This is a genomic window from Paraburkholderia edwinii (assembly GCF_019428685.1).
Taxonomy (GTDB): Bacteria; Pseudomonadota; Gammaproteobacteria; order Burkholderiales; family Burkholderiaceae; genus Paraburkholderia; species Paraburkholderia edwinii.
In genome coordinates, this window is record NZ_CP080096.1 from 2,299,557 (window position 1) to 2,324,698 (window position 25,142).

General features: G+C 62.0%; 22 protein-coding genes. 11 read left to right on the plus strand and 11 right to left on the minus strand.

Annotation, left to right across the window (positions count from 1 at the left end; all coding sequences use genetic code 11):
* Positions 1-62 precede the first annotated feature (62 nt).
* Positions 63-1,409: an MFS transporter gene (locus tag KZJ38_RS31915; protein WP_219801038.1), complete on the plus strand. Its 1,347-nt coding sequence runs from the start codon at positions 63-65 to the stop codon at positions 1,407-1,409.
* A gap of 27 nt (positions 1,410-1,436) precedes the next feature.
* Here the strand turns inward: KZJ38_RS31915 and KZJ38_RS31920 are convergent, their stop codons facing one another.
* The 5 genes from KZJ38_RS31920 to KZJ38_RS31940 all read right to left on the minus strand — a co-directional run bounded on the left by KZJ38_RS31920 (position 1,437) and on the right by KZJ38_RS31940 (position 7,440).
* On the minus strand, positions 1,437-2,807 hold the full coding sequence (locus KZJ38_RS31920) for an FAD-dependent monooxygenase (protein WP_219801039.1): 1,371 nt from the start codon (positions 2,805-2,807) through the stop codon (positions 1,437-1,439).
* A gap of 339 nt (positions 2,808-3,146) precedes the next feature.
* Positions 3,147-4,088, minus strand: a complete 942-nt coding sequence (locus KZJ38_RS31925; RefSeq protein WP_219801040.1) for an ABC transporter substrate-binding protein — start codon at positions 4,086-4,088, stop codon at positions 3,147-3,149.
* A 44-nt stretch (positions 4,089-4,132) separates the two neighbouring features.
* A complete protein-coding gene (locus KZJ38_RS31930) occupies positions 4,133-5,161 on the minus strand; it encodes an ABC transporter permease (RefSeq protein ID WP_219801041.1) in 1,029 nt (342 codons plus the stop codon).
* A gap of 32 nt (positions 5,162-5,193) precedes the next feature.
* A complete protein-coding gene (locus KZJ38_RS31935) occupies positions 5,194-6,705 on the minus strand; it encodes a sugar ABC transporter ATP-binding protein (RefSeq protein ID WP_219801042.1) in 1,512 nt (503 codons plus the stop codon).
* Between the two features lie 6 nt (positions 6,706-6,711).
* Positions 6,712-7,440 carry a GntR family transcriptional regulator gene (locus tag KZJ38_RS31940; RefSeq protein ID WP_246641866.1) on the minus strand — a complete coding sequence of 243 codons (729 nt, stop codon included), beginning with the start codon at positions 7,438-7,440 and terminating at the stop codon, positions 6,712-6,714.
* A gap of 246 nt (positions 7,441-7,686) precedes the next feature.
* Here KZJ38_RS31940 and KZJ38_RS31945 point away from each other — a divergent pair, with 246 nt between their 5' ends.
* Positions 7,687-8,985, plus strand: coding sequence for an L-fuconate dehydratase (locus KZJ38_RS31945; protein ID WP_219801044.1), 1,299 nt, complete (start codon positions 7,687-7,689; stop codon positions 8,983-8,985).
* A gap of 30 nt (positions 8,986-9,015) precedes the next feature.
* Here KZJ38_RS31945 and ampC read toward each other — a convergent pair whose 3' ends face one another.
* Positions 9,016-10,203 (minus strand): class C beta-lactamase, encoded by a 1,188-nt coding sequence (ampC, locus tag KZJ38_RS31950; RefSeq protein WP_425518429.1) that lies wholly within the window; start codon positions 10,201-10,203, stop codon positions 9,016-9,018.
* Between the two features lie 190 nt (positions 10,204-10,393).
* Between ampC and KZJ38_RS31955 the strand changes: the two genes are divergently transcribed.
* Positions 10,394-11,275 (plus strand): LysR family transcriptional regulator, encoded by an 882-nt coding sequence (locus KZJ38_RS31955; RefSeq protein WP_281425843.1) that lies wholly within the window; start codon positions 10,394-10,396, stop codon positions 11,273-11,275.
* Between the two features lie 10 nt (positions 11,276-11,285).
* Here the strand turns inward: KZJ38_RS31955 and KZJ38_RS31960 are convergent, their stop codons facing one another.
* Positions 11,286-11,843, minus strand: coding sequence for a helix-turn-helix domain-containing protein (locus KZJ38_RS31960; protein ID WP_219801045.1), 558 nt, complete (start codon positions 11,841-11,843; stop codon positions 11,286-11,288).
* Positions 11,844-11,905: 62 nt separating this feature from the next.
* On the opposite strand from KZJ38_RS31960, the gene KZJ38_RS31965 reads away from it, so the two are divergent.
* The 5 genes from KZJ38_RS31965 to KZJ38_RS31985 all read left to right on the plus strand — a co-directional run bounded on the left by KZJ38_RS31965 (position 11,906) and on the right by KZJ38_RS31985 (position 17,789).
* Positions 11,906-12,433 (plus strand): GNAT family N-acetyltransferase, encoded by a 528-nt coding sequence (locus KZJ38_RS31965; protein ID WP_219801046.1) that lies wholly within the window; start codon positions 11,906-11,908, stop codon positions 12,431-12,433.
* Between the two features lie 556 nt (positions 12,434-12,989).
* Positions 12,990-14,969, plus strand: coding sequence for an NHL repeat-containing protein (locus tag KZJ38_RS31970; RefSeq protein WP_219801047.1), 1,980 nt, complete (start codon positions 12,990-12,992; stop codon positions 14,967-14,969).
* Positions 14,970-15,335: 366 nt separating this feature from the next.
* Entirely contained in the window at positions 15,336-15,776 is a 441-nt protein-coding gene (locus KZJ38_RS31975) for a VOC family protein (RefSeq protein ID WP_219801048.1), read from the plus strand.
* Positions 15,777-15,818: 42 nt separating this feature from the next.
* Positions 15,819-16,463: a LysE family translocator gene (locus KZJ38_RS31980; RefSeq protein ID WP_219801049.1), complete on the plus strand. Its 645-nt coding sequence runs from the start codon at positions 15,819-15,821 to the stop codon at positions 16,461-16,463.
* 183 nt (positions 16,464-16,646) lie between these two features.
* The gene (locus tag KZJ38_RS31985) at positions 16,647-17,789 is read left to right on the plus strand and encodes a formyltransferase family protein (RefSeq protein ID WP_219801050.1); all 1,143 of its coding nucleotides are present in this window, start codon (positions 16,647-16,649) and stop codon (positions 17,787-17,789) included.
* An 81-nt stretch (positions 17,790-17,870) separates the two neighbouring features.
* Here KZJ38_RS31985 and KZJ38_RS31990 read toward each other — a convergent pair whose 3' ends face one another.
* The 3 genes from KZJ38_RS31990 to KZJ38_RS32000 form a co-directional block, all read right to left on the minus strand.
* A complete protein-coding gene (locus tag KZJ38_RS31990; protein ID WP_219801051.1) occupies positions 17,871-18,488 on the minus strand; it encodes a hypothetical protein in 618 nt (205 codons plus the stop codon).
* Positions 18,489-18,587: 99 nt separating this feature from the next.
* Entirely contained in the window at positions 18,588-19,844 is a 1,257-nt protein-coding gene (locus KZJ38_RS31995) for a cytochrome-c peroxidase (RefSeq protein WP_219801052.1), read from the minus strand.
* Positions 19,845-19,947: 103 nt separating this feature from the next.
* Positions 19,948-21,948 carry an alkaline phosphatase family protein gene (locus KZJ38_RS32000; RefSeq protein WP_219801053.1) on the minus strand — a complete coding sequence of 667 codons (2,001 nt, stop codon included), beginning with the start codon at positions 21,946-21,948 and terminating at the stop codon, positions 19,948-19,950.
* A gap of 348 nt (positions 21,949-22,296) precedes the next feature.
* On the opposite strand from KZJ38_RS32000, the gene KZJ38_RS32005 reads away from it, so the two are divergent.
* Positions 22,297-23,070, plus strand: a complete 774-nt coding sequence (locus KZJ38_RS32005; RefSeq protein ID WP_219801054.1) for a hypothetical protein — start codon at positions 22,297-22,299, stop codon at positions 23,068-23,070.
* On the opposite strand, the gene KZJ38_RS32010 is transcribed toward KZJ38_RS32005, so the two are convergent.
* Entirely contained in the window at positions 23,064-23,975 is a 912-nt protein-coding gene (locus tag KZJ38_RS32010) for a 2OG-Fe(II) oxygenase (protein WP_246641868.1), read from the minus strand. The two genes, KZJ38_RS32005 and KZJ38_RS32010, sit on opposite strands and share 7 nt — an antisense overlap.
* A 126-nt stretch (positions 23,976-24,101) precedes the next feature.
* On the opposite strand from KZJ38_RS32010, the gene KZJ38_RS32015 reads away from it, so the two are divergent.
* Positions 24,102-24,647, plus strand: coding sequence for a helix-turn-helix domain-containing protein (locus KZJ38_RS32015; protein ID WP_219801056.1), 546 nt, complete (start codon positions 24,102-24,104; stop codon positions 24,645-24,647).
* Positions 24,644-25,054 (plus strand): VOC family protein, encoded by a 411-nt coding sequence (locus KZJ38_RS32020; protein WP_219801057.1) that lies wholly within the window; start codon positions 24,644-24,646, stop codon positions 25,052-25,054. The genes KZJ38_RS32015 and KZJ38_RS32020 overlap by 4 nt, the downstream gene beginning before the upstream one ends.
* Positions 25,055-25,142 lie beyond the last annotated feature (88 nt).

The window sequence follows — 25,142 nt, forward strand, 5'->3', positions numbered from 1 at the left end:
GCCGTTATCATCGGAGCAAACAGAAACAACGATTTCAAATGCCCGACAACGGAGGAGACGGAATGAACGACAAGCCCACCGCCGCCAGCACGGCACCCGCATCGACGCGTATGAATTTCCGCTGGAACGTGCTGGTCTGGTTGCTGATTGGTGGTGTGATCAACTATCTCGATCGCGCGAATCTCGCGATCGCCGCGCCCGGCATGATTCAGGATCTGGGCCTTACGCGCACGCAGATCGGGCTGCTCGGCACCGTGTTCTCGTGGACTTACGCGGTCATGCAGTTGCCTGCCGGATGGATCATCGATCGCTTCGGCGCGAAAAAAGCCTACGCAATCGGCATGATCTGGTGGAGCGTCGCGACGTGGCTGACCGGCGTGGTCGGCTCGATCGGCGCGCTCATTGCCATGCGCGTACTGCTCGCGATGGGCGAAGCACCCTGCTGGCCGACCGGCGCGAAAATCACTGCGGCCTGGTTTCCGGGCAAGGAACGCGGCTTCGCGACCGGTATTTGGGATTCTTCATCGAAATGGGGACCGGCGTTTGCGCCCGCGCTGCTCGTCTCGCTGATGATCGCGTTCGGCTGGCGCTCGCTGTTTCATGTGACGGGCGCGGTCGGCATCGTGTTCGCCATTCTGTTCCTGCTGATGTACCGCAATCCGAAAGAAAGCAAGCGGCTCTCGCGCGAAGAATTCGCCTATATCGAAGCGGGCGGCGGCGGACACGAGCACTCGCTCGCGACATCGACGCTGAAGTGGCGCGCGCTGTTCACCCATCGCAGCGTCTGGGGCATGGTATTCGGCTATTTCTGCGCGATCTGGCTGTGGAATCTGTTTCTCGTGTTTCTGCCGCTTTATCTGCTCGATCGCTTCCATATCTCGCTCACGCAGCTTGGCATCTACGCGAGCATCCCCTGGTTCGGCGGCGCAATCGGCGAGATCGCCGCGGGCTGGATCGCAAGGACGATGGTCGATCGCAATGTTGCATCGCCGATGGGCGCTAAACGGATCGTGATCGTCTGCTGTTCGGTTGCCGCCGGCGTCTGCGCAATCGCGTTGCCGTTCGTGCAATCGATCGGCGCGACGATCTGCCTGATGACGTTCGGCCTCGCGTTTATTTCGGCGACCATCGGCAATGCATGGGCGCTAGCGGCCGATATCGCTCCGTCGTCGCTCGTTGCTTCGGTGAGTTCGGTGCAGAACTTCGGCGGCTATTTCGGCGGTGCGTTTTCGCCAGTCATAGCCGGCCTTATCGTGGATCGCACCGGATCGTATTCGCTAGCGTTTATTATCGGCGGCGCGATCGCGGCGAGCGCGGCACTGTTCTACTGGTTTATGGCGAAGCAGCGCCTCGAAGGCGCAGCGACCCACGACGCGAGCGATAGGCAACGATCGGGCGCGCTGCATTAATGCGCGCCGTGCGGCGCCGCGCTGGGCTCACGCTTCGAGACTATCCTTCGCCGCATCGAACTGAGTAGCGAGCCGTTTGATCTTCTCGACGACGTGCTCTTCCTTGAGCGCCGAGCCCGGCTTGAGCAACGACATGACCTCGACCACCAGCTTGTGGATGTCGGCGTCGACACAGGCCGCTCGCTGCATCATTGCGTTGAATTTCATCGCCTCGTCGAAGTTTTCGGGCCGCACGCCATGCGTCTCGCGAAACGCGAGATCGGGCATCGCGGCCAGCATCCAGATATTGTCGAGCACCGGACTCGCGGCTTTCATCAGTGCTTCGAACAGGCCGTCGAGCGGTTGCGCCGCGCTTTTGCGGCTTGAGAGCAGATCGCGCAGCAGCAGCGCTTCTTTTGCAGCCGCGGCCATCCCTTGCCCGTAAACCGGATTGAACCGGCAAATCGCGTCACCGAGCGCAATCAGTCCGCGCGGCCAGCCTGTATAGCGCTCGAAATATCGGCGGCGATTTTCCGGAAACTTGTGCCGATAGATCTTGCCGTACGGCTTCGCATGCATCAGCACGTCGTAAATCGTCGTGGTCTGCAGCGCCTTCGAGAACTCGAGAAGCTCCGGCCATTCGGACGGCGGCGCATCGTTGCCGCGCGCGCCGAACGCCGCAAAGAAGCGATCGTCTTCGCGTATCAGCAGCAGGCCCTGACGCGTGTTGCCGGGCGGCGCCGGCATGGTGCGCAGCACGTCGTACGCGGGCCGGTTCTGCGGTGCGAACTCGACGATCGCCGTCGAGTAGTTCATGTCGATGCGCATCGCCGTTTCTTCAGGCGCCGCGCGGCCCGTGGCGCGCAGAAAATCGAGCGTCGGTTCGCCTCGGCCCGAGGCATCGATCACGAGATCCGCCGCGATGGTTTCCTGCGCGCCGGCTTGCGTTTCGTAGCGCACCGCGGCGACCGCATTGCCGTCCGGTGTCGCTACCATGCCGGTGACACGGCGCCCGTCGAGTATCGCGATGCTTTTTTGCGGCTGCAACTCGCGCCGCGCAACCCATTCGATCAGTCCACGCGAGCACTTGATCACCGGAATGCCGAGGCGGCGCTCCGGCGGCGCCGCCTGCGCGGAAAATTCCAGCAGCAGCTTCTGGCCGAAGTCCGACACCTTTGCGCCCGCATCGCACAGTTTCGTCGAGAAACCATCGAACAGCGTATCGAGCGCTTCCACGCAGCCCGGCAACAGTCCATGCGGATGCCGCCCCTGCGGCACACCGGCGCGCGCGTCGGCCTGCGTCGGCAAAACGTCGCGCTCGATCAGCACGATCTGCTCAAAGCTGCCGACCAGCGCCTGCGCGGCTGCCAACCCGCCGACTCCGGCTCCGATCACCACTGCGCGTTTTCCGATAACCATGGCCTTCTCCAGATCAGTCAGGTAAAAGGCGCGCGCGGTGCTTCGAGATCAGGAGCGGAATGATCCGACGCGGACGCATGCGCCATTGCAAAACCGACAACAACCGGAGGGAGCCGATATTCCGGGCCGTGGATGATGTTGAGAATTGACGAACGCTTGCGGGCGGGAATGGAAACGCGACAACGAGGAAAGACGGACGGCAGCGTGCGCTCATGCGCAACCGCAAGGTTTCGCCGAGCTCAAACGGTAACCGCTGAATTGAGGATTAGGGAAGAAATCGAATTGGCGGAGGAAGAACGACAGTGCTTCCTCCCGCCATCGCACTTTACAAAAGCGTGCTTAATCGTAAAGCACCGCCGAAATCTTCGGGTCGTTCATATTGCTCTTGTCGTACCAGTAAAAGCCGGTGTCGACTTTCTTCGGCAGCTTCTCGCCCTTCAACGCCTTCACGGCCGAATCGACCACGCACTTGCCGATGCCGATCGGGTTTTGCGTAATCGCGCCTGCCATCAGGCCGGAATTGATGTCTTCCTTCTGTTCCTTGCCCGAGTCGTAGCCGATCAGCACGAGTTTCTTGCCCGATTCCTTGACGCCGATTGCGGCGCCTGCCGCCGAGCCTTCATTCGCGCCGAAAATGCCCTTGATATTCGGGTTCGCCTGGATCATCGCCTTGGCGATCTCGGCCGACTTCAGGTGGTCGCCACCGCCATATTGCACAGAGACGATCTTGATGCCCGGGTGCTTCGACTTCATCTCGTTCAGGAAGCCATCGCGACGATCGATACCGGTGCGGCTCGTCTGGTCGTGCACGATCACGCCGACTTCACCCGAGTTGCCGATCAGCTCGGCCATCTTGTCTGCGGCGAGCGCGGCCGCGGCGACGTTATCGGTCGCGCAGGTCGTGAGCGGAATGTTGCTGTCGACGCCGGAGTCGAACGCGATAATGGGAATCTTGTTGTTCTGGGCGCGCTTGAGCAGCGGAATGGCCGCCTTACTGTCGAGCGCGGCGATGCCGAGCGCTTGCGGCTTCTTCGCGAGCGCGGCGGACAGCATGTCGATCTGCTTGTCGACCATCGCTTCCGTTTCCGGGCCTTCGAACGTGATGCGCACATGGTTCTCTTTGGCCGACTGCTCTGCGCCCGATTTGACCGCTTGCCAGAACTGGTGCTGGAAGCCCTTCGAGATCAGCGGAATATACGGCTCATCCGCGTGAGCAAGGCCAATTGCACCAACCATCGTACTGACGCCAACCGCAACCGCTATCAGCTTTCTTTTCGACATGTCTCCTCCTAAGGTGGGCTATTGATTGACTGCTATTTGCTTTTTCAGCCTTTCCTGCGTCGCAGGATATCCGCGTAGACCGCGAGAATAATGATGAGACCCGTGACCACGATCTGCCATTCCTGAGCGACAGACATGATACGCAGGCCATTCGTCAGCACGCTCATGATGAACGCGCCGATGATCGTGCCGACTATCGTGCCCGCGCCGCCGCTTAACGACGTGCCGCCGATCACGACCGCGGCGATCGCCTCGAGTTCGTAGCCTTGCCCGAGCGCCGGCTGCGCCGAATTCAGGCGCGACGCGATCAGCAAACCAGCAATGCCGCAAATCGCCCCGCCGACGCCGTAGACCGCGATTTTCCATCTATCCGTGTTGACGCCCGAAAGCCGTACCGCTTCTTCGTTGCTGCCGAGCGCGAATGTATAGCGTCCGAGCGCCGTGCGATTGAGCGCGATCGAACTGACGATGGCGAGTACGAACAGAATCAGAACCGCATTCGGAATCGGCACGCTCGGCAGGAAGTATCCGATCAGCGAGTCCTGCGAAATCATGAAGAAGTTTTCGGTATCGGTGAAGTAAATCGGCTGATCCTTCGAGACGACCAGCGAAAGCCCCTTGAGCAGCAGCATCATGCCAAGCGTCGCGATAAACGGCGGGATTTTCATTTTCGCCGTCAGCGTGCCCGATACGGTTCCGCAAATTGCGCCCGTCGCGATGGCCGCGAGCACGCCGACCCACATCGGCAAATGCCAGTAGGTGAGAAACACGCCGCAAATCACGGCGGTAAACGTCATCAGCGTGCCGACCGACAGATCGATGCCGCCCGTGATGATCACGAATGTGCTCGCGATCGCGAGCACGCCGTTCACCGCGGTCGCCTGCAGAATGCCGAGGATATTGTCCATCTGCATAAACGCCGGCGACGCGAAGCTGAAGAAGATCAGCAGCAGAATCAGGCTTGCGAAGGCGAGCATTTTTTGCAGCGCGGTCGGCGCGAAGATGCGCGCGCGTATGCCCGACGTCGGTCGTTCCTTGGCCGGGGCTGCGATATCGGATGATTGCGGTGTCATTTAATGGAACCTCGTTTGGACTCTTGTCTTGCTTATGCCGCTTTCAGGCTCTCGCGCTGCGTCGCGAGGTGCATGATGCGTTCCTGGGTCGCCTCGCTTGCGGACAGCTCGCCGGTTATACGCCCTTCGCACATCACCACCACGCGATCGCTCATCCGCAGAATCTCGGGAAGCTCCGACGAAATCATCACGATCGCCTTACCCTCGGCCGCGAGCGCGCGCAGCAGCTTGTAGATTTCGCTTTTGGCGCCGACGTCGATGCCGCGGGTGGGTTCGTCGAAGAACAGCACGTCGCAATTGCGCTCAAGCCATTTCGCGATGACGATCTTCTGCTGGTTGCCGCCCGACAGCAGCCGGACTTCCTGAGTGGCGGACGGTGTGCGAATGGCCAGCAGCTTGATGAAATGCAGCGCTGTTTTGCGTATCTGAGCGCGCCGCAGGAACATGTTGCATGACAGGAACTTGCCGAGATTCGACATGACGATGTTCGATTCGACGTCCATGCCGGTTGCAATGCCGAAGCGCTTGCGGTCTTCCGACAGATAACCGATGCCGCGCTTGACCGCATCGCTCGGCTTCCTGATCGATGCCTTGGCGCCCTTGACGAAAATCTCGCCCGATTCGACCGGATCCGCGCCGAACACCGCGCGCGCCACCTCGGTGCGCCCCGCGCCCATCAAGCCCGCAAAGCCCAATATCTCGCCTTTGCGCAAGGTAAAGCTCACGTCCCGGACCAGCGGTCCCGCGACGAGATGCCGGACCTCGAGCGCAATATCGCCCTGCGCTTCGACATGCTCGATGCGTTCGACGTCGGCCAGTTTTCGGCCGACCATCATGCCGATAATCGCTTCGATCGTCGTGTCGTGCGCGGAAACGGTATCGACATATTCGCCGTCGCGCATCACGGTGACACGGTCGGAAATCTGCTTGATCTCGTCCATCTTGTGCGAGATATAGACGATGCCGACGCCTCGCTCCTTGAGCTGCCGGATGATGCGAAACAGTTCGGCGATCTCGGTGTCGTTGAGCGCCGACGTCGGCTCGTCCATGATCAGCACGCGCGAATCGAACGACAGCGCCTTGGCGATTTCGACCATCTGCTGGCTTGCCACCGTCAACGTGCCGACCATCGTGCGCGGATCGATATTCACATGCATGCGGGCGAGAATCTCGCGCGCTTGCGCGTTGAGCTTGTCCTCATCGAGGAAAAGCCCGAAACGCGAGCGCGGCTCGCGACCGATAAAAATATTCTGCGCGACGGTCAGATGATTCATCAGTTGGAGTTCCTGATGAATGATGCCGATGCCCAAGGCTTGCGCGTCGCGCGGGCTCGAAAATTCGACAGGCTTACCGTCGTAAAGAATCTCGCCTGTGTCTTTCGTATAGACGCCGGCGAGGATCTTCATCAGCGTCGACTTGCCGGCGCCGTTCTCGCCCATCAAGGCGTGCACTTCGCCGGGCATCACGTCGAACTGGATCTCGTGAAGCGCTCTCACGCCGGGAAAGCTTTTGCAGAGCCTGCTGACGGAAATGAGTGGATTCATGGTGATTTAAGGCTCGAATACGTCCGGTCTTACCTTGGCGGACCGGTGCAATTCCGCGACGACCTGATCCAGATGGTCGTGCATCGCTTTGGCTGCGGTGTCGGCATCGCCCGCGCGCAGCGCGTTGTAGATGCGTTCGTGTTCGTCGAAGGTATGCGCGAGGCGTTCGGGGCTCGCGAGCAATTGCCGCGCGCGGTCGAGCGCATTGCGCGATACCGCGACGATTTCTTTCACACGCGGCAGCTTGACCGCGTCCAGCAGAATTTCATGGAAGGCGAGATCGAGCACATGAAACGCGAGACGTTCTCCCGTGCCGGCAAGACTGCGCTGCTTCTCGAGATTGGCCGCCAGCGCGGCAAGTGTCCCTTCGTCATGCATGGCCGCGACGCCGCGTACCGTTTCCACTTCGAGTGCACTGCGAATAAACAGATGCTGGCGAATGTCGTCGATACCGATCGGTTTGACGCGTGTGCCGCGTTGCGGCAAAACCTCGACGAGACCCGCATGTTCGAGCCTCGCCAGAGCGGCCGACACCGGAAAGCGCGAGACGCCCATCCGTTCGCAGACCGCCATCTTGTCGATCATCATTCCCGGCTCGAGCGCGAGCGTAACGATCGCTTCTTTTAGCGCCTCTTCCACTGCATCGGTCAAGCTGCCGCGTTCGCCGCCCTTGATTTTTTGCAGTGCGACATACGGGCTATTCACGGCACTCGCTGCATCGGTTGGAGAACTCACGGCGTGCGCTTGATTTCGTAAGGACATGCTAGCATGCTAGAAAAACAGATACTGCATTGTCAACGAGTGCAAATCCCTAGCGCACCCCTAAGCAGTTATGCGCAACGATGCGCACAGCGAAGCAGATTCGCTTTTGCTATGGCGTTGAACGCGCTTAAGCCCGCCAGTCCCAAATGATGGAAATCCTGAAGCCCTAAGGCCTGAAACACCCAGGCCGTTTCCGCCACCGCCCCGGAGGATGCTCAGATGACCACGATCACCAAACTGTCCGTTCGGGACATCCGCTTTCCCACTTCGCGCTCGCTCGACGGCTCCGATGCCATGAATGCGGCGCCCGACTATTCGGCCACTTACGTCACCCTCGAAACCGATTCGCCGCAAGCGCTGACCGGCCATGGCCTCACGTTTACGATCGGACGTGGTAATGAAATTTGCGTGACGGCTGTGCACGCGCTCTCGCCGCTTATCGTCGGCAAGACGCTCGAACAGATCACCGCGAATATGGGCGCGTTCTGGCGCGCGTTCACGTCGGACAGTCAGTTACGCTGGATCGGCCCGGACAAAGGCGCGATTCATCTGGCAACGGCCGCCGTCGTGAATGCGGTGTGGGACTTGTGGGCGAAGTCGGCCGGGAAGCCGGTGTGGAAGCTGCTGGTCGATATGAGCCCCGAAGAGCTCGTGCGCTGCCTCGACTTCCGCTATGTCACCGATGCAATCACGCCGTATGAAGCGCTCGCGATACTGCATCGGCATGCAAAGACAAAAGGCGAGCGCGAAAAGGAAATGCTCGCCCAGGGTTATCCCGCCTATACGACATCGGCCGGCTGGCTCGGTTACGACGACGACAAGATTCGCCGTCTTGCGCGTGAAGGCGTGGCGCAGGGCTGGACGCATTTCAAGCAGAAAGTGGGCGGCAATCTCGAAGAAGACGTGCGTCGCGCACGCATTCTGCGCGAAGAAATCGGCGACGACCTGAAGCTGATGATGGACGCGAACCAGGTATGGGACGTCGACGAGGCGGTCGCGAATATGCGGCGCCTTGCGGAATTCAACCCGTGGTGGATCGAGGAGCCGACGAGCCCCGACGATATCCTCGGCCACGCGGCGATTCGTCAAAGGCTCGGCTCGATCGGCGTCGCAACCGGCGAGCACTGCCACAACCGCGTGATGTTCAAGCAACTGCTTCAGGCGAAGGCAATCGACTTTTGCCAGATCGACAGTTGCCGTCTTGGCGGGCTGAACGAGGTGATCGTCGTGCTGCTGATGGCCGCGAAATTCGGCGTGCCTGTGTGCCCGCATGCGGGCGGCGTCGGGTTATGCGAGTACGTCCAGCATATTTCGCTGTTCGACTATATCTGCGTGTCGGGTTCGCTCGAAAACCGCGTGCTCGAATATGTCGATCATTTGCACGAGCATTTCGTCGACTCGGTCGTGATTCGCAACGGCCGCTATATGCCTCCGCAACTGCCAGGGTACAGCATCGAGATGCACGCGGCTTCGCTCGAGAAGTACGACTTTCCTGCGGGCGAAGCGTGGCGTGCCTGACGGGCGCTTGTTTGGCCTTTACCTTTACCTTTACTGTCCGTCGCCCTCAAGCGACGTAAGAATCTTATGCGCGGCGGCAACGCGGTCGGCAATCGGATAATTGCGGTTGCCGAGAATCACAATCCCTAGCTTCTTTGCCGGCACGAATGCGACATAAGCGCCGAAACCATTCGTCGAACCGGTCTTGTTGATCCAGACGTTGTCCATCGGCGGCAGCGGCGGATCGATCGCGGTCACCGGCATCCCATTGGTGACCATCGATGGCGCATTGCCTTCGAGCAATGCGTTCAACGTGACCGGATACGGGTACTGTTCCCAGATCAGATCCTGCGTCATCGGTCCTGCCTTGAAGTAACCGGTGTGCGTGTCGATGATCGCGCGCTGGAGCGGCGCATCGACCTTGACCAGGTTCATATTGGCTTCGATAAAGCGCAGCATGTCTGCCGCCGTCGACTTGACGCCGTATGCTTCGGGCCCGAGTTCGCCGCCCTTCAACCGGATCGGTTTGCCGTCCTTCGTATAGCCTTGTGCGTAGTCGGCTGCATGCTCGACAGGAATGTCAATGAAGCTATGTTTCAAGCCAAGTGCCGGAAAGAGGCGCTGCTCGATCAGCGAAGTGAAATCCTCGTTCATGCTCTTTGCCGCAATCATACCGAGCGTGCCGATGCCCGGATTCGTATAGGTCCGGTACGTGCCCGGCGCATACTGCGGACGCCATGCCTTGAAATAGCGCATCAATTGCGCGTCGTTCTCGATTTCATCGGGCACCTGCAGCGGAAGTCCACCCGGTGTGTGCGTGCCGAGATTGAGCAGGCTCACCTTACCGAACGGGCTGCCGCGCAGCGTTGGCAGATACTTGTCGACGCTATCGGACAGCGACAATTGGCCGTTCACCTGCGCCCACGAAGTCAGCGTGGCCGTGAAAGTCTTGCTCACCGAACCGATCTCGAACAGCGTGTCGTTCGTCACGGGCTTGCGCGTTTGCGTCGACGCGACGCCGAAGTTGAACACCTGAGGCTTGCCGTCGACAACGATGCCGACCGCGACGCCCGCAATTCCGTCCTTCGCCATCATCGGGCGAATCGCTTCGTCCACCGCGCGCTCGATGCGGCTGCGCGCCGGACCGCCGCCGCTCGTGGCGCCGCCCTCCGCCGTCGCCGCAACCGCATTCGCATGGCTGACACCGGGCGCGATGCATAACGCGCCAAGCACCGACAGCACCCTGACCGCTTTCGCGCCGCCCGCCCGAGCCGCAACCCCAGCTAACCCACCACCCGATACCGTCATCGTGAATCCGCGCCGCGTAATCATTGTCGCTCCTTGAAGTGCCGCCAATATCGCGTTTTCGCCGCACGCTGACAAACGATGATAAATTGCCCGCTGCCCCAGAAAATCTAATGGCTCGATCATGCGACCGTATCTGCCTTTAAACGCGCTGCGCGCGTTCGAATCGTCGGCCCGGCATTTGAGTTTCACGCGCGCTGCGCTCGAACTGAACGTCACGCAAGCTGCGGTCAGCCAGCAGGTCCGTATGCTCGAAGAGCGGCTCGGCGCGACGCTTTTCAAACGCCTGCCGCGCGGCCTCGCGATTACCGACGAAGGGCTCGCACTGCGCCCCGTGCTCAGCGATGCCTTCGATCGCATCGAAGCCGTATTGCGGCAATTCGAGGGCGGGCATTTTCACCAGGTGTTGACGGTCGGCGCCGTCGGCACCTTCGCGGTCGGCTGGCTCATGCCGCGTCTGAAGTCGTTTCATGACGCTCATCCGTTCGTCGAACTGAGGATGATGACGAACAACAATCTCGTCGATCTGGCCGGCGAAGGCCTCGATTTCGCGGTCCGTTTCGGCGACGGCACATGGCCGGGCTCGCGCGCGTTAAAGCTGTTCGACGCGCCGCTTTCCGTGCTGTGCGCGCCCGATATCGCGCAACGTCTACGCGCCCCCGCGGACCTCGCGAGCGAAACGCTGTTGCGTTCATATCGCGCCGACGACTGGTCAAACTGGTTCGACGCGGCAGGCCTCACGCCGCGCGCGGTGCGCGGCCCCGTGTTCGATTCGTCGCGCCTGATGGTGGAAGCGGCGATGCAAGGCGCGGGCGTAGCGCTCGCGCCCGCGTCGATGTTCGAACGCGATCTTGCGATGGGCCGCCTTGCCCGGCCATTCGATATCGACGTGCAAGCGGGCAGCTACTGGCTGACGTCGCAAAAGGGCAAACCGGCCACGCCGGCGATGCGCGCGTTCAGCCAATGGATTGTGAGCGAAACGCAAGCGGAGGGCGGCGAGGCGTGAGCCAAGGCATTCAGCCGTTGCGCGCGATAACCACCGCGTATTTGCAGGTGGACGAACTTTCGTTTCTGAACACGCAATCGCTCGGCGGCCCGAGTTCGAGGCAATCTCCCGCGCTCAGTTCATGACGTTCCGCGCCTTCGATAAATACCAGCGCGCCGTCCAGAACCCAGATCAACTGCTGCTTATGCCGAAACGCGGCGGCCGGCATGGGAATCACCGCGGCCGGCGGCAGATCGATTTCCACGAGGTTGAGCGCAGACGCGGATTTCGGCGAGACATGCCGCCGCAAATAGCCGCTTTGCGGATCGACCCACAAAGGCTGGTCCGCCACACGCAGCAGGCGCCCTTCTTCGAGTTCCGCGAGCGCCATCAGCGCCGACATCGTCATGCCGAACGCGCCGGCCAGCTTGGCCAGCAACGAGGCCGTCGGACTGCTCTCGCCTCGCTCGACCTTGTGGATCATCGCCCGCGACACGCCCGACTTCTCCGCGAGCAAAGTAAGCGACCAGCCACGCGCCTCCCGTTCGGCCCGGACACGCGCGCCGATTCGTTCATCGACATCGTCCATCTACGTTATCTATTATCATGTACACTCGTACTACTATAGTGGATTAACGCGGGGAGCTGCAAATGGAGATCCGTCATGCGGGTCCGGATCACATCGAAGGTATTACGGCGATCTATAACGACGCCGTCCTAAACACCACCGCGATCTGGAATGATCTAACCGTCGACCGCGTCAACCGCGCGGCGTGGCTGTCCGCGCGCGAGAACGCCGGCTACCCGGTGCTCGTTGCGCTGGACGATCGCGGGACGGTGGTCGGCTTCGCGTCATTCGGCGACTGGCGCGCATTCGACGGCTACCGCCACACCGTGGAGCATTCGGTCTATGTGCGTCGCGACCAGCGCGGCAAAGGCGTCGGCCGTGCGTTGATGGAGAAGCTGATCGACAGCGCGCGCGCCATCGGCAAACACGTGATGGTGGCCGGCATCACGGCGAATAACGCGGAGTCGATCCGGCTGCACGAGAAGCTTGGCTTCGAGCATGTCGGCCTGCTGAAGGAAGTCGGCATGAAGTTCGGCGCGTGGCTCGATCTCGATTTCATGCAACTCAAGCTTGACGCCCGCCCCTCGCCTGACGACACCGCCGGAAAATGACGCGATTGCGTCCGTCCGCGTGCGCCGCAGAGGTGCCGCGATGACGGACGAACGCAGCCCACTCAGGCTTTAGCCTTTTCGGCGCGAACACCGCTCTATCGGTGCGTCCTGCGAAATCAATACGCAAGCAGGTATTTATTGCGCCATTTGCTATCCTGCCCGATGATTTTTTCGCGCATTTTCTAACATCATTTATCGCCTTTCACCCGATTCGCATTAGACGGCGCTTATTTTCCAAATAGCGAACGCGCGATCAATCATGAATTTCCGGGTCTTATGCGGCCGGCATTCTTTTGAATGCGAATTTCCGTAATGCTAACCGACAAAAACGGGCACATGTATTTTCGCACCGCCCAAGGCAATGGCCTGCCCGCTGCGTCCAATGCCAAATATTTTTCATTCATACGAATATTTTCAAGCGACAATAAAATCCTGAAAATATTCGAATGCCAGCGATATCGGCACTCGCATCCAGCCTGATATCTTTTCGCCCGCGCTTATTCATTGCATCGATTTCCTTATCCATCGACCGTCGGCCGTGCAGGAGTCATCCGCTATGAAACGACTCAGCTCCGTATTCATTGCAGCAACGCTCTGTATCGCAATGACTCCGCCGGGTTACGCGCAATACACGACCGACTGGGTCGCGAATACTTTCGGCACCGATAGCACCCATGTGGGCAATACCGCGCGCTCGATGTGGGTCGCCGCCGACGGCGCCCTTTATACGGCGTCTCTGTGGGACGAGGTCTATGGCGGCATATCGGTTTATCAGAACGGCAAGACTGTGGGCTCGATCGGCCTTCACAACGACTTCCAGGGCAGTTGCATCACCGGCAATAACACGTCGCTGTTCGCCGCCTTGCAGTTCAGCAGAAACTTCGGCAGCGGCTATCTCGGCCGCTATAACCGCGCAACGGGCGCCCAGGACTTCAAGATTCAGGTCAGCGCCGCGACCAACGTGGCGCGCGGCGATGTGATCACCGGCTGTGCGACCGCGAACTCGCTGCTCGTCGCCAGCGACAACCCGGGCAACCGCGTGCGCCTGTACACGACCGATGGCGTCTGGAAGCAGGACATCAGCGTGCAGGATCCGGGCGCCCTTGCGATCGATAGCGCCGGCAATATCTGGGTCGCGCAGAAGAACGAAGGCCGCATCGCCGAGTTCAGTCCGGCCGGCGCACCGATGAACACGATCCAGATGTCCGCCGGCGCGAAACCGTCCGCGCTGTTTTTCGATCTCAGGTCGAGCCGCCTGATGGTGGGCGACGAAGGGCCGGACATGAATATCAAGCTGTTTGCGGGCGTTGCCGGCAAACCGACGCAAGTCGGCACGTTCGGCGTGCAAGGCGGCTTTCTCGACGCGACGACCGCCGCCAAAGGGCAAGTCAGCGAAAAGCGCTTTACGCGTGTGGTCGGCATCGGCCGCGATGCCGCCGGCAACCTGGCTGTACTCGACAACCCATGGGGCGGCAGTTGGGACCTGGGCCGCAACGGCGCGACCAATATTCACGTGTACGACGCCGCGGGCAACCTCACCACCACCCTGCAATCGCTGAACTTCGAGGGCAACGGCGCGCCGGACCCGCTCACCGACGGTGCGCTTTTCTTCGGCGGCACGAATGTCTACGGCGGCACCGCGGGCGGCTCAACCGGCGGCACGTTGGTCGCGAACACGGTGGACCCGATCACGTACTTCGACGATCCGCGCCTGAACATCAACAACCCCGAGCGCGATACGCACTTCGCGCAGCTCGCCGCCGTGGGCCCGAACCGCATTCTCGCGGCATCGGGGCAGAACCCGGCGACGTTCTACCTTTATCACTTCAGTCCGCAGAGCGGCTATATCGCGATACCGGACGCCACGCTGCCCGGCGCCATATTCGGTACGACGCGCCCGGTCACGGGCGGCTTCAGCCTCGACAGCAAAGGCGACGTCTGGGCGGGCCTCGATCGCACGAACCAGATCTTCCACTATCCGCTGGCAGGCATCGATGCGACCGGCAAGCCGGCCTGGGGACCCGCTATCACAGCGCTCGTGCCGGTTTCGATCCGGCCGCTGACGCGCATCGTCTATCTCGCAGAAAGCGACACGATGATTCTCGGCCAAGGCGCGATCGGCAGCGCCGACTACACGTCGATGGGCAATCGCATCGAGGTCTATCACGGCTGGGCAGCGGGCAACCAGAGGACGCCGAACCCAGTCATCACGTTTCCGAGCGGCGTGGAGCCGAAGTCGATCGCGGCGGCGGGCAATTATCTGTTCGTCGGCTACATCACGTCGCCCAATATCGACGCCTACAATCTGACGTCGGGCTCGCTCGACATGACGCTCGCCAATACGAATCCGACCCAGGTGAGCCTCGGCGCCAATGTCGATTCGATGTATGGCGTGCGTGCGTATCTGCGTTCGACGGGCGAGTATGTGGTGACGAAGGACAATTACAACGACTCGAACCTCGTCATCTATCGCTGGACGCCGGGAACGGCGGCAGCGGCGGCTACGACTGCTACGCCCGCGGCGGCGACGCAGTAATGGAGCGGCGCGCTGCGGCTGGCGCTGAAAGCGGGCTACGCGCCGCCTCAATACTTCGTCGGCGTCAGCACGACCGTGTGAACGCCCGACGCATTGCGAAATACCAGCTTGACCGGCTCCGACGCCGAAGCCCCGCACGTCACATCGAGATGGGCCTGATAGCAAGCAGCTCACGTGCCCGTCTCCCTATAGATATAGACGGATCGACACGCTGAAAACCGCACTTTCGCGTGTATGTCCGAATATTCGCGCTATGCACGCCGACGGCCACCGATGCTGCGATGGTTCTTCGTTCGGGCGCGGCAAGCCGCAGATCGGGCAACGCAACGTCGCGCGAACACTCACGCTTCTCCAGGATCGTCATCGATGAACTCATCGCCATTCGCCACGAGCTACATCCACCATGTCGCGTTGACCGTACCGGACGCCGAAGCGTACAAAAACTGGCTCGCTTCGATGCTCGGCTTTCGCGTTCAACGAGAATTTCCGTTCAATGGCATGCAATTCGTCTGGATGTCGCCTGAGGGTTCCGACTCGCCGATTATCGAAGTGATCGGCGGCGGCTTGCGCGACGAAGCCGGGGAAGGCTCGCCGCTCGCGAGGCGAGGCCTCCATCATGTCTGCCTGCATGTGCACAACGTCGACGACATCATGACGAAGCTCAAGCAGCACGACGTCACCGTGCTGGTCGAAATGCCGGTCGGGCCGCCTGGCAGCGGTGTGAAACGCGCGTCGTTTGTTTCGGACCCTTGGGGAAATGTGTTCGAGTTTGCCGAGCTGGAGGGTGATGCCAGACCCAAAGGCTGACGAACTGTCCACCGTTCGACAGCCCGCGACATATCGTCGACAATGCGGCTTTCGTGCGGAGAACCGATCGTGGATCAACTCGCCACCTTGCTGACGCTTGCCGGCGTACTGCTGCTGAGCATTGCGACCCCGGGGCCGAACTTCGTCATCGTCACATCGACCGCGGTCGCATCGCGGCGCGCCGGTCTTGCCACGAGCCTCGGACTTGCCGCGGCCTCCGGTACCTGGGCGCTGATTGCTATCGCCGGGCTGAGCTTCGTCGTCACGCATGTAAGCTGGATCGAAACCGCGCTGCGGCTAGCCGGCGCCACCTATCTGATCTGGATCGGCGCGAAAATGGTCTGGACCGCGCGCCAATCCCAGCCGCTGGATGAACAGAAACAGACCGCCGCTTCCGGTTGGGCCGCGGCCAAAAAGGGCTATCTCGTCAGCATGACGAATCCCAAGGCCGTTGCGTTCTACGGCAGCATCTTTGCGGTGATGGTGCCCGCGCGTGCGCCGACGTGGTTCGACACAACCGTCGTCGCGCTCGCGATCGTCATTTCGTGCGGCTGGTATTGCGCCATGGCGCTGCTCGCTTCGCACGCCGCCGTGCGCCAGATATTGATTCGCCGCAAGGCGGCCCTCGACAGAGCGGTCGGCGTTCTGCTCGTCGCGCTCGGCGGCCGTATGCTCGTGGCCCGCTAACAAGAGCCCCGCGGCGCGCCGATCGCCTCAGGACAAAGCGCCGCGCCGCAAGCGCGCCCGTTCGACACCGCCTCCCAAATCGTCGACAATGTCCGCGATCAGCCGGACCCGATGCGGCGCATCCGCCGCGATGCGAATGCCGGCGCATCTCGCAACCAGCCAGAATGGGATGGAGACAGCTTAATGAAATGCACAATCGTGGGATCCCGCTATTTCGGCGCGTCGGTGCTCGAAGCGTTTCGCGCCGACGGCATTGAAATTGCCGGCGTAGTCGCCCCTGCCGCCGACGACCGCCTCGCTGCGGCAGGCCGTGCAGCCGGCCTGCCGACCGCGATCCACGACAACCCCAGGCTCGTCGAAGCCAGCGCGATTCCCGAAGGCACCGACCTGATCATCGCCGCCCACACGCATGCGCGCGTCAACGACGAAGCGCTGGCGCGCTCGCGCCTCGGGGGCGTCGGCTATCACCCTTCACTGCTGCCGCGCCACCGCGGTATCGCGGCGGTCGAATGGACGATACTCGAAGGCGACCCGATCGCCGGCGGTTCGATCTATCACCTCGCGCACGGCTGGGATGCGGGCGCGATCGCCGCGCAGGACTGGTGCTTCGTCAAAAAGGGCGAAACCGCGCGCGAACTCTGGGAGCGCGCGCTCGCGCCGATGGGACTCGCGCTGCTGCTGCGCGTCGTGCATCACGCGCGCGATCACGGCGAATTGCCGGCGCACACGCAGGACGAGCAATTCGCCACGCGCGCGCCGATCATTCGCCGCCGCATCGAATTGACCGAAGAACCGTCGGGGCCGCTCGCCTCGCTCGTCGTCACCGCGATCGGCGCCGACCGCCCCGGCATCGTCAACCTGCTTTCGGAGCGCGCCCGCGCGTTCGGCGCGAACTGGACCGGCAGCCGCATGGCAAGCCTGGGCAGCCAGTTCGCGGGCATGGTGCAGTTCGAAGTCGCGCAACGTCACGCCGATGCGTTGACCACCGCATTGCGCGACCTTGAAAGCGCGGGCCTGCGCCTCGTGATCGCGCGCAGCGACCTGCCGCCGCTCGGACACGGCCTGCGGCGCGTGTCGCTCGAACTGACCGCGCCCGATCGTCCCGGCATCGTGCAGGATCTGTCCGCGAGCCTGTCGGCGCACAGCATCAGCATCGAGGAACTGAGCACCGAGCTCGCGCATGCGTCGGTCGGACCGCATCAGTTCGGCGTCAAGGCCGTGCTGGCCGTGCCGGCGGCGCTGTCGATCGACGCGCTGCGTACGCTGCTCGAATCGCTCGCCGCCGAACTGATGGCCGATATGGCGCTCGACGAAGGCGGCGCCTGAGCCTGAACCACGCGTCCGTGCCGCGGCGCCACGGCGCAAAAGCGCCGCGTCATCCGGCACGCGGCGCCCGCCTCCTTAGCGTCAGCTATAGCCGATCTCGCCTACCCAGCCGTCCTTCTTCAGCACGACAACCTGCTTCAGCTGCAGCGTGCCGCCGCTGCGCACGACCATCGCCACGACCGGAAACACGCGCTGCACATCGGCGTTTTTCGTCCACGGCGCCGGATCGATCGTGTACGTGTACGTGATCACCGTGCGCTCGACGCCGTCGACCGTATGCGGCGGCTCCCAGCCGATCACCTTGTCGACGTGCAGCTTGCCGTAGCACAGGTCGCCCTCGTGCATCGTGACGGTGCCGTTCGCGGACATGCTCGGCAATTCCTTGTGCAGGTAGTACTTCTTGCCTTCGTCCGAGAGCGTATAGCGCATCGTCGAATCGGAGATCTGCTGCCGGCTGACGAGGCCGACTTTCTCGAGCACAGGCAACTGCAGCGAATTCGCGGTGTGCTCGTTGGCTTCATCTTTCGTGATATCGATCGGCCACTTCACCTTGCCGATGCACATATCGCCGTGCGCATCGAGAAACTTCGACACCGCGGACGTGAAGTTCTCTCGATTCGGCTCATCATTGTGCGTACTGCACCCGGCAAACAAAAATAACGGCAGGCAAAGCGCCGCCCATCCGTTCAGCTTCTTCATCTTCAACGCGCTGCTCCACATCAGGTTGCGCGCGCAACGAAGGCGCGCGATTCATTCGTTACCGATTTGCCGAGTCGGCTTTCCGCACTGCTATCGGCATCACTTCGCGGGCGGCTGGAAGCCGTCGGTCAGCGTGCCGAGGAACGCGACAAGGTCGTCCACGTCCTGCTCCGTCATCGACGGTGCGGCGCCGCGCGTATGCACGACCGGCACCGTCATATCGATGTTCGGCTGATACTGCGCGGGCAGGTCGTCGTAGATATTGACGCTGCCGTCCGACGCTTTCGAATAGAACAGCTCGGGGTTCGTATCGCGCTTGTTGTAGAACTCGACCACATCGCGCAGCGTATGAAACACGCCGTTGTGAAAGAACGTCTGGCGCGTGGCGACATTGCGCAGCGTCGGCGTCTTGAACATGCCGCAGAATTTCGCGGAATTGGCCGGCGTATGGCCGGTTTCCGCGGCCTGACACAAGCCCATGTCGAAGTGCGTCGCGTCGGCGTTTGCGGGAATGTCCATATTGCGCGGCACCGCGACCGCCTCGAACGAGTAGTCGGTGAACGGCGCAACGCTGCCGCCCGCCGCATTGCCGCTCAGATGGCACGCAATGCAGTTGCCCTTGTTCTCATCGTTGAAAAGCTGCAGGCCGTGCATTTCCTGAGCGGTCAGATAATTGCCGCGATTGTGGCGCAGCACATCGAACTTGCTCGTGTACGGATGAAAGTCGGGGTCTTCCTGCTGGTACTTTTGCAGCGCCGACACCGCGAGGTTGAACGCATTGGCCGGATCGTCGAACGCGTTGTTGCCGAAGGCCTGCTTGAAGAGCGCGCCGTAAGGGCCGACCTTGATCGCGTTAACCACCGCATCGGGGCTGCTGTTCGCCATCTCGAAGGTGGACAGCAGCGGAATCTTCGCCTGGTCCGCGAGCGTGCTGACGCGGCCATCCCACGTGAAGCCGCCGCCGGGCCCCGGCGGCGTGACGCCGTCCGGGTTATCGGCCAGATCGGCATACGCCGGCGTGAACTCCTTGTAGCGCAGCGACGGCACGGCGCGCACGCCGGGCGTGTTGTCGTCCACACCGCCCAGTTGCACCGCGAGCCCGTTCGGCGGGCCATAAGCAAAGTCGGGGCTGTGGCACGTCGCGCACGAAATCGCGCCCGAGCCCGACAGCGTCTTGTCGAAAAACATCTTTGCGCCAACCTGAGCGGCAAGGCTCAACGGCGGGGTGGCGTTCGGCGCCGATGCGCCGCCGGGAGCCGACGCCGATTGCGATTGACTGCTGTCGTTATCGCCGCCGCCGCACGCCGCGGCAATCAGCGCGGCGCCAACGACGCATGCGAGCAACGCTATGCGCATATCTCTTCCAGTGAATATCGCGTGCGGCCCACACGGGCCGCACGCAAGATGCCGCGCGCGAATCCTGCATCCGCGCGGACCGCTTCGTTTTCCGCCTCGCGGTTTAGCTGCCCTTCTTCAGCGAGAACACCGTCGACATCGGACGCACCGAGTCGTAGTGCGGATCGATGCTGCCCTGGAACTCAGGCATCGAAACGAGGTTCGCGGCGATAAACGACTGCGTGTACTTCGACCGGTTCATATAGCTCGTCGGCACGCCGGGGTCGGCGAGACCGAACATGTCCTGCATCGTGCGCACGAACGAGAAGTGGCTGTACTGGTCGGTGTCCTTGAGGCCCGTCGGCGCATTCGACTGGTTCGTCAACACGCCGAAAATGACCGGTCCGTTGCCCTGGTTGCCTTTGCCATAGTTCACGACCGGCTGCGTGATCGTGGCCGGCTCGCCAACCTGCGCGTTGACCGCGGTGCCCGTCGCATTCCAGCCGCAGCACGACGCGGTGCCCGGGAAATTGCCATTGCCCTCGTCGAACGTGATGACAATGCCGACCCGCTTGTTCCGGTTCGCCCACAGCGGCGACGCCTGGATCTTCTGCACGAGCGCGGCCGTGTAGTTGTCGCCGCGCACGATGTTCGCGCTGCCGCCCGAGCAGTCGGTCGCCGTCTTCGTACCGGTCACGTCCTTCGGCGTCACCGAGTGCATGTCGTCACACTGATCGGGAATGAGGTAGTTCAGGTTGCCGACATCGCCGGTCTGCAGATCGGTGCCCAGCTGATCGAAGTTCCAGCCCGACGGCGCCGTCGCGGCTGCCGCTGCGTCCCACTGACCGCCGCCCATCGTGCGCACTTCCTGCTGGAACTCGCCATCGTTGCGCGCGTCGTCGAAGGTCACCGCATTGTTGTGCTTGAGCGCGTACAGGCTGCCCGGACGCGGCAGCAGGATGGTCGGATCGTTGTTGTCCGCCGCGATGATGGTCGAACTGGACGAGCTGTTGACGCGTGCGTCCTGTCCCGGCGTCATCGATTCGTTATAGACGCGCCACGTCATGCCCGCGTTTTTCAGCGTCGTGAACATGTTGCGCGCGTTCTTGATGTTGTGGACCGTGGCGTTGTTGCACGCGTTCTGGCCGGTAGGAATGCCGTCGGTCGGCGCATCGCGCGTGTCGCCGGTCGGCATGCACCACCACGCCGAATCGTCGGTCACGCCGAAGTCGTCGGCCGAGCCGAGCGCCATATAGTTCGGCTGCGAAGGTTGCCCCGTCGAATAGTAGTTCGTCGCGCGGTTGCCTTCGTTCAGCAGCGCGGTGATCTTCGGCGCCGACGGCGAACCGTCGATCGCGCTGTTCGTGTGGTTCTCGAGAATGATCACGAACAGGTTGTCGAAACGCGGCACGTTTTCGAGGTTGAACGCGGTCTGCTCGGCTTCGGCGATCGCGATCGGCTTGCCCGTGGTCGGCGATACGTCGCCGCGCGCAACCATCGTCGATGCGAGCTGGAAGCGGTTCGTGACGATGTTCGATTCGACGGCGAGCGCCTGCTTCTTCGTCGCGTCGGCAATCGTCGACGGGTCGGCCAGCACGTCGGCCGGCGCGACACCAATGCGTGCGGCGATGTTCGCGACCGCGGTCGGTTCGTCGATATTGCTCTCGGCCATCTCGCGCACCACTTCCGTCGAAAGCGGGCTCAGCGACGTATTCGCGGCCGCGGGCGCGCGCAGCACCATCGCTTTCGCCGTGGTCTTCGAGGTATTGGTGGCCGGGTCGATAAACGGGGTGTTCGCCGGAATGATGGCGGCGATCGGCAGGTTCAGCGAACTCGTGGCCAACGTGAAGTTGCCATGCGCGTCGGTGGTCGTGGTCGACTCGTTGCTGTCGCACGCGCCGTTGTTGTTGTTGTCGCTGCAGACCGTCACGTTCGGGTACTGCGCGACCATCTTGCCCTGCACTTTCTGCGTCAGGGCCAGCGTGTTCGACGGATTCGAACCTGAATCGTCGCCGCCGCATGCGGCAAGCAGCGCGGGCGCGACAGCCATCACGAACAGCGTGGATGCGGATGCAGCGATGGCGCGCCGCCTCTGCCGCGGCTGCGTTTCAATGCGAGAGGACATTTTTTCTTTTGCTCCGTATGGATCGGGGGGATCGAGCTCGTCTACATCCGCGCCTGGCGCGATGACGTCAACCGGCGGTACATGGCCGATGGCGGGGCGGATTATCCATACATGTTGATTAATTTTTTGTGACGATTCCGACATAGCCCAGGAGAATCGTATTGTCTTGATATAGACATGTAATGGAAGCTTCTTTGTCACAAAAGAAACCTAAACTTCGGCCCGATTTAATTCCATCCCCCCAGGCAAAATCGATAGGAATTAATTAATTTTTCTTATCGATTCATATAAAAAAGGACAGCAATGCGGTCTATAAAAGCAGTAGCGGTCGTACCGGCTCTCGCGGTTATGCTTTCTCTCGCGGCATGCGGCGGCGACGATTCGCCTAGTTCGCCGGCTTCGGCGCCGGCAAGCGCCAGTACGCCGGCCGCGCCACCACCGGTTGCGCAATCGCAGATCTTCACGGCCGTACGCGATACCGATGCCGGTCTCAACGGCGTGCCGGCACTGATGACGTGGCAGCCCAAGGCGGCCACCGGCACGCTGTCGATCAACTCGGTGGACTATGCGACGTTGACGCCAGACGCGGCGAACGACGGTGCGATGACGGTGAGCGGCACGCCGACGCTGGGCGTCACGCTAGGCGTGATCACGGCGCAGCAGCCGGTGGTGTTCCCCGGGATCATCCAGGCGTGCGAGCCCGATGCGAGCGGACAGTCGAACCCGCAAGCGGCCAACCAGGTGCTCAAGTCGAAGGTCGTAGCGATTGCGGGCTCGCCGATCAAGGATGTTTCCCTGCTTCTGGGCACCACGTTCCCGACCTACTACGAGAACTGTCTGCGCGACGGTTTGCCGACGCCGCAGACGCAACACTCGGTGCTGACGATCGATGGCGCCGCCAACCTGAGCATCACCGATGTACGCAAAGGCACCACGCCGACCGTCATTTCGCCTCCGGCATCGCTGAATGAGACCGAGTCGGCGGGCGGCAACAACGGCGACTGGATCATCCCGTTCCTCTACAAGACACCGGACGGTGTACGCCATATCGCGCTGGTGCAGCACGGCACCATCGCCGGCGGCAACACGCGCGACTTCGTCGGCGTCTGGCTCGATCAGTAAGCGGGCGGGGGCTGCACCGCGCCGGGCGTGACAAAACGGCGCGGATGCAGCCACTTGGTGGCGATCCACTTTTCACCGGCGACGACCGGGGTGCCCGCATGCGCGGACGCCGTGTCGGTCTGGCCGAGCCGATTGCCGTACTGGAAGTACAGGGCATTGCCTTTACGCGGCAGCACCGAAAAGCCGCATTCGGTAAATAACGTTTCCCCGCCTGCCTCGACGTTATTCAGATACATGATCAATGTGGCAATTCTTTGACCACTGCGCTCAATTGATTTTCTATTTTTTTCAATACCCGGGAATAAAAAATCGAAATGCGGGGTATGTTGCGCACCTGGTCGATAACGCAATAACTGAATGCCCTCGCCGTTTTCGGCGGGAATTCCCGTTATGCGCTCGATGCGCTTTTCTATACGTGCGATTAACGGTGTTTCCGCGAAATGGAAAAACACGCCTTCGCTATTGCGCAGCTCGTCGATCACATCCTGGCCGCTTTGCGGGTCGACCACGCGCACCGGTTCGAGGCGCGGCGCGCCGTACGCGATCAGTTCCGCGCATTCGTCGTGGTCGAGCAGGTTACCGAGTAACGCCAGGGTCGGGCGTTCGAGACGCGCGAGCACGTCGACACGGCGATCGCCGCCGTCGAGCACGGATGCGATTCCAAGATGCAATGGTTCGGGTTGATATGGCAGCGCAGCAAACGCGGTGTCATCTATTCTTAATTGACCGGCCGGCGGGGGATCGCCGGCGGCGACCGCGCGTGCGACCGTGGTCACGAGTGCTTCCGCCAATTGCGCGGGAACGTTTTGCGCCTGCAGCTGCGCACTGATGGCCGGCGCCGGCGTGCCGCGCGCGAGTTCGGCGAGCAGCCAGTTACGCACATCGGCGGGGAAATTGACGAGCATGATACTGAGGGGGCGTGTTGCGATGCGCGCGATCATACCGGTGCATCGCAACAGTTCGGTGTCAGGGGGTGGCTGCGGGTGAGACTAAACTAGCGGCTGACCCGCCCGCCTCGCGACACTGTACTGATGCCCTCGAGCAACCACTGCACCCGGCCGCCAACCTTGCCGCCTCAAGCGCCCGACACTGACGCACTCGAGGACCCCGCCCTGCTGCGCCGTCTGCTGCGCGCGAAAGACCGCATGGACGCCGCGTCGCACGAGGCGTGGCCCGTTAAACGGCTCGCCGAGGTCAGCGGTGTTTCCGAAGCGCATTTCGCGCGCTCGTTCAAACGGGCCTTTGGACTGCCGCCGCACCGCTACCTGCTGACGCGCCGCATCGAGCAGGCCACCACCTTACTGCGCGACACCGACCTCAGCATCACCGACATCGCATTCGCCACCGGCTGGGAAAGCCTCGGCACCTTCGGCCGCATCTTCCACGACGTCACGGGCAAAAGCCCCAGCACGATGCGCGACGATGCGCGCGCCGACATGAGCCAGCTCGACCGTGTGCCGGCCTGCGTGCTGAAGGCCGCGCAGCGTCCCGACCTCACGATCGCAGTTTTGGAGAAGCGCCGCCGCGGCGCCGGCGATACCCTGCCGCCATCACTCAACAAGGAGGAAATGCCATGAACGAAGGCGTCAATGTGGTGGGCCTGTATGTCGACAACCAGGACGAAGCGCTCGCGTTTTACGTCGACAAGCTCGGGTTTCGCGTGCACACCGATGTCCGCAACGGACCGTACCGGTGGCTCACGGTCCAGCATCCGGACCAACCGTCGTTCCAGCTCGGCCTCTTCACACCGGGCCCGCCGATTCACGACGACGCGACCGCGCAAACGCTGCGCGCCATGGTCGCGAAGGGTGCGATGCCGCCGCTCGTGCTTTCTGTGTCCGACTGCCGCGCGAGCCATGCGCAGCTAAAAGCGCGCGGCGTCGAATTCACGCAGGAGCCCGTCGACCGCTACGGCAGCGTCGACGCGGGTTTTCGCGACCCCGCGGGCAATGGATGGAAGATGATCGAAGCCCCGAAGGGGTGACGTCGCCCGGGTCGCTCAGGCCTCGACCGGAAACGCGCTGGCCATACGTGAGTTTTTCTGACGCGAGGCGCCAGAAAACTTCGGTTGT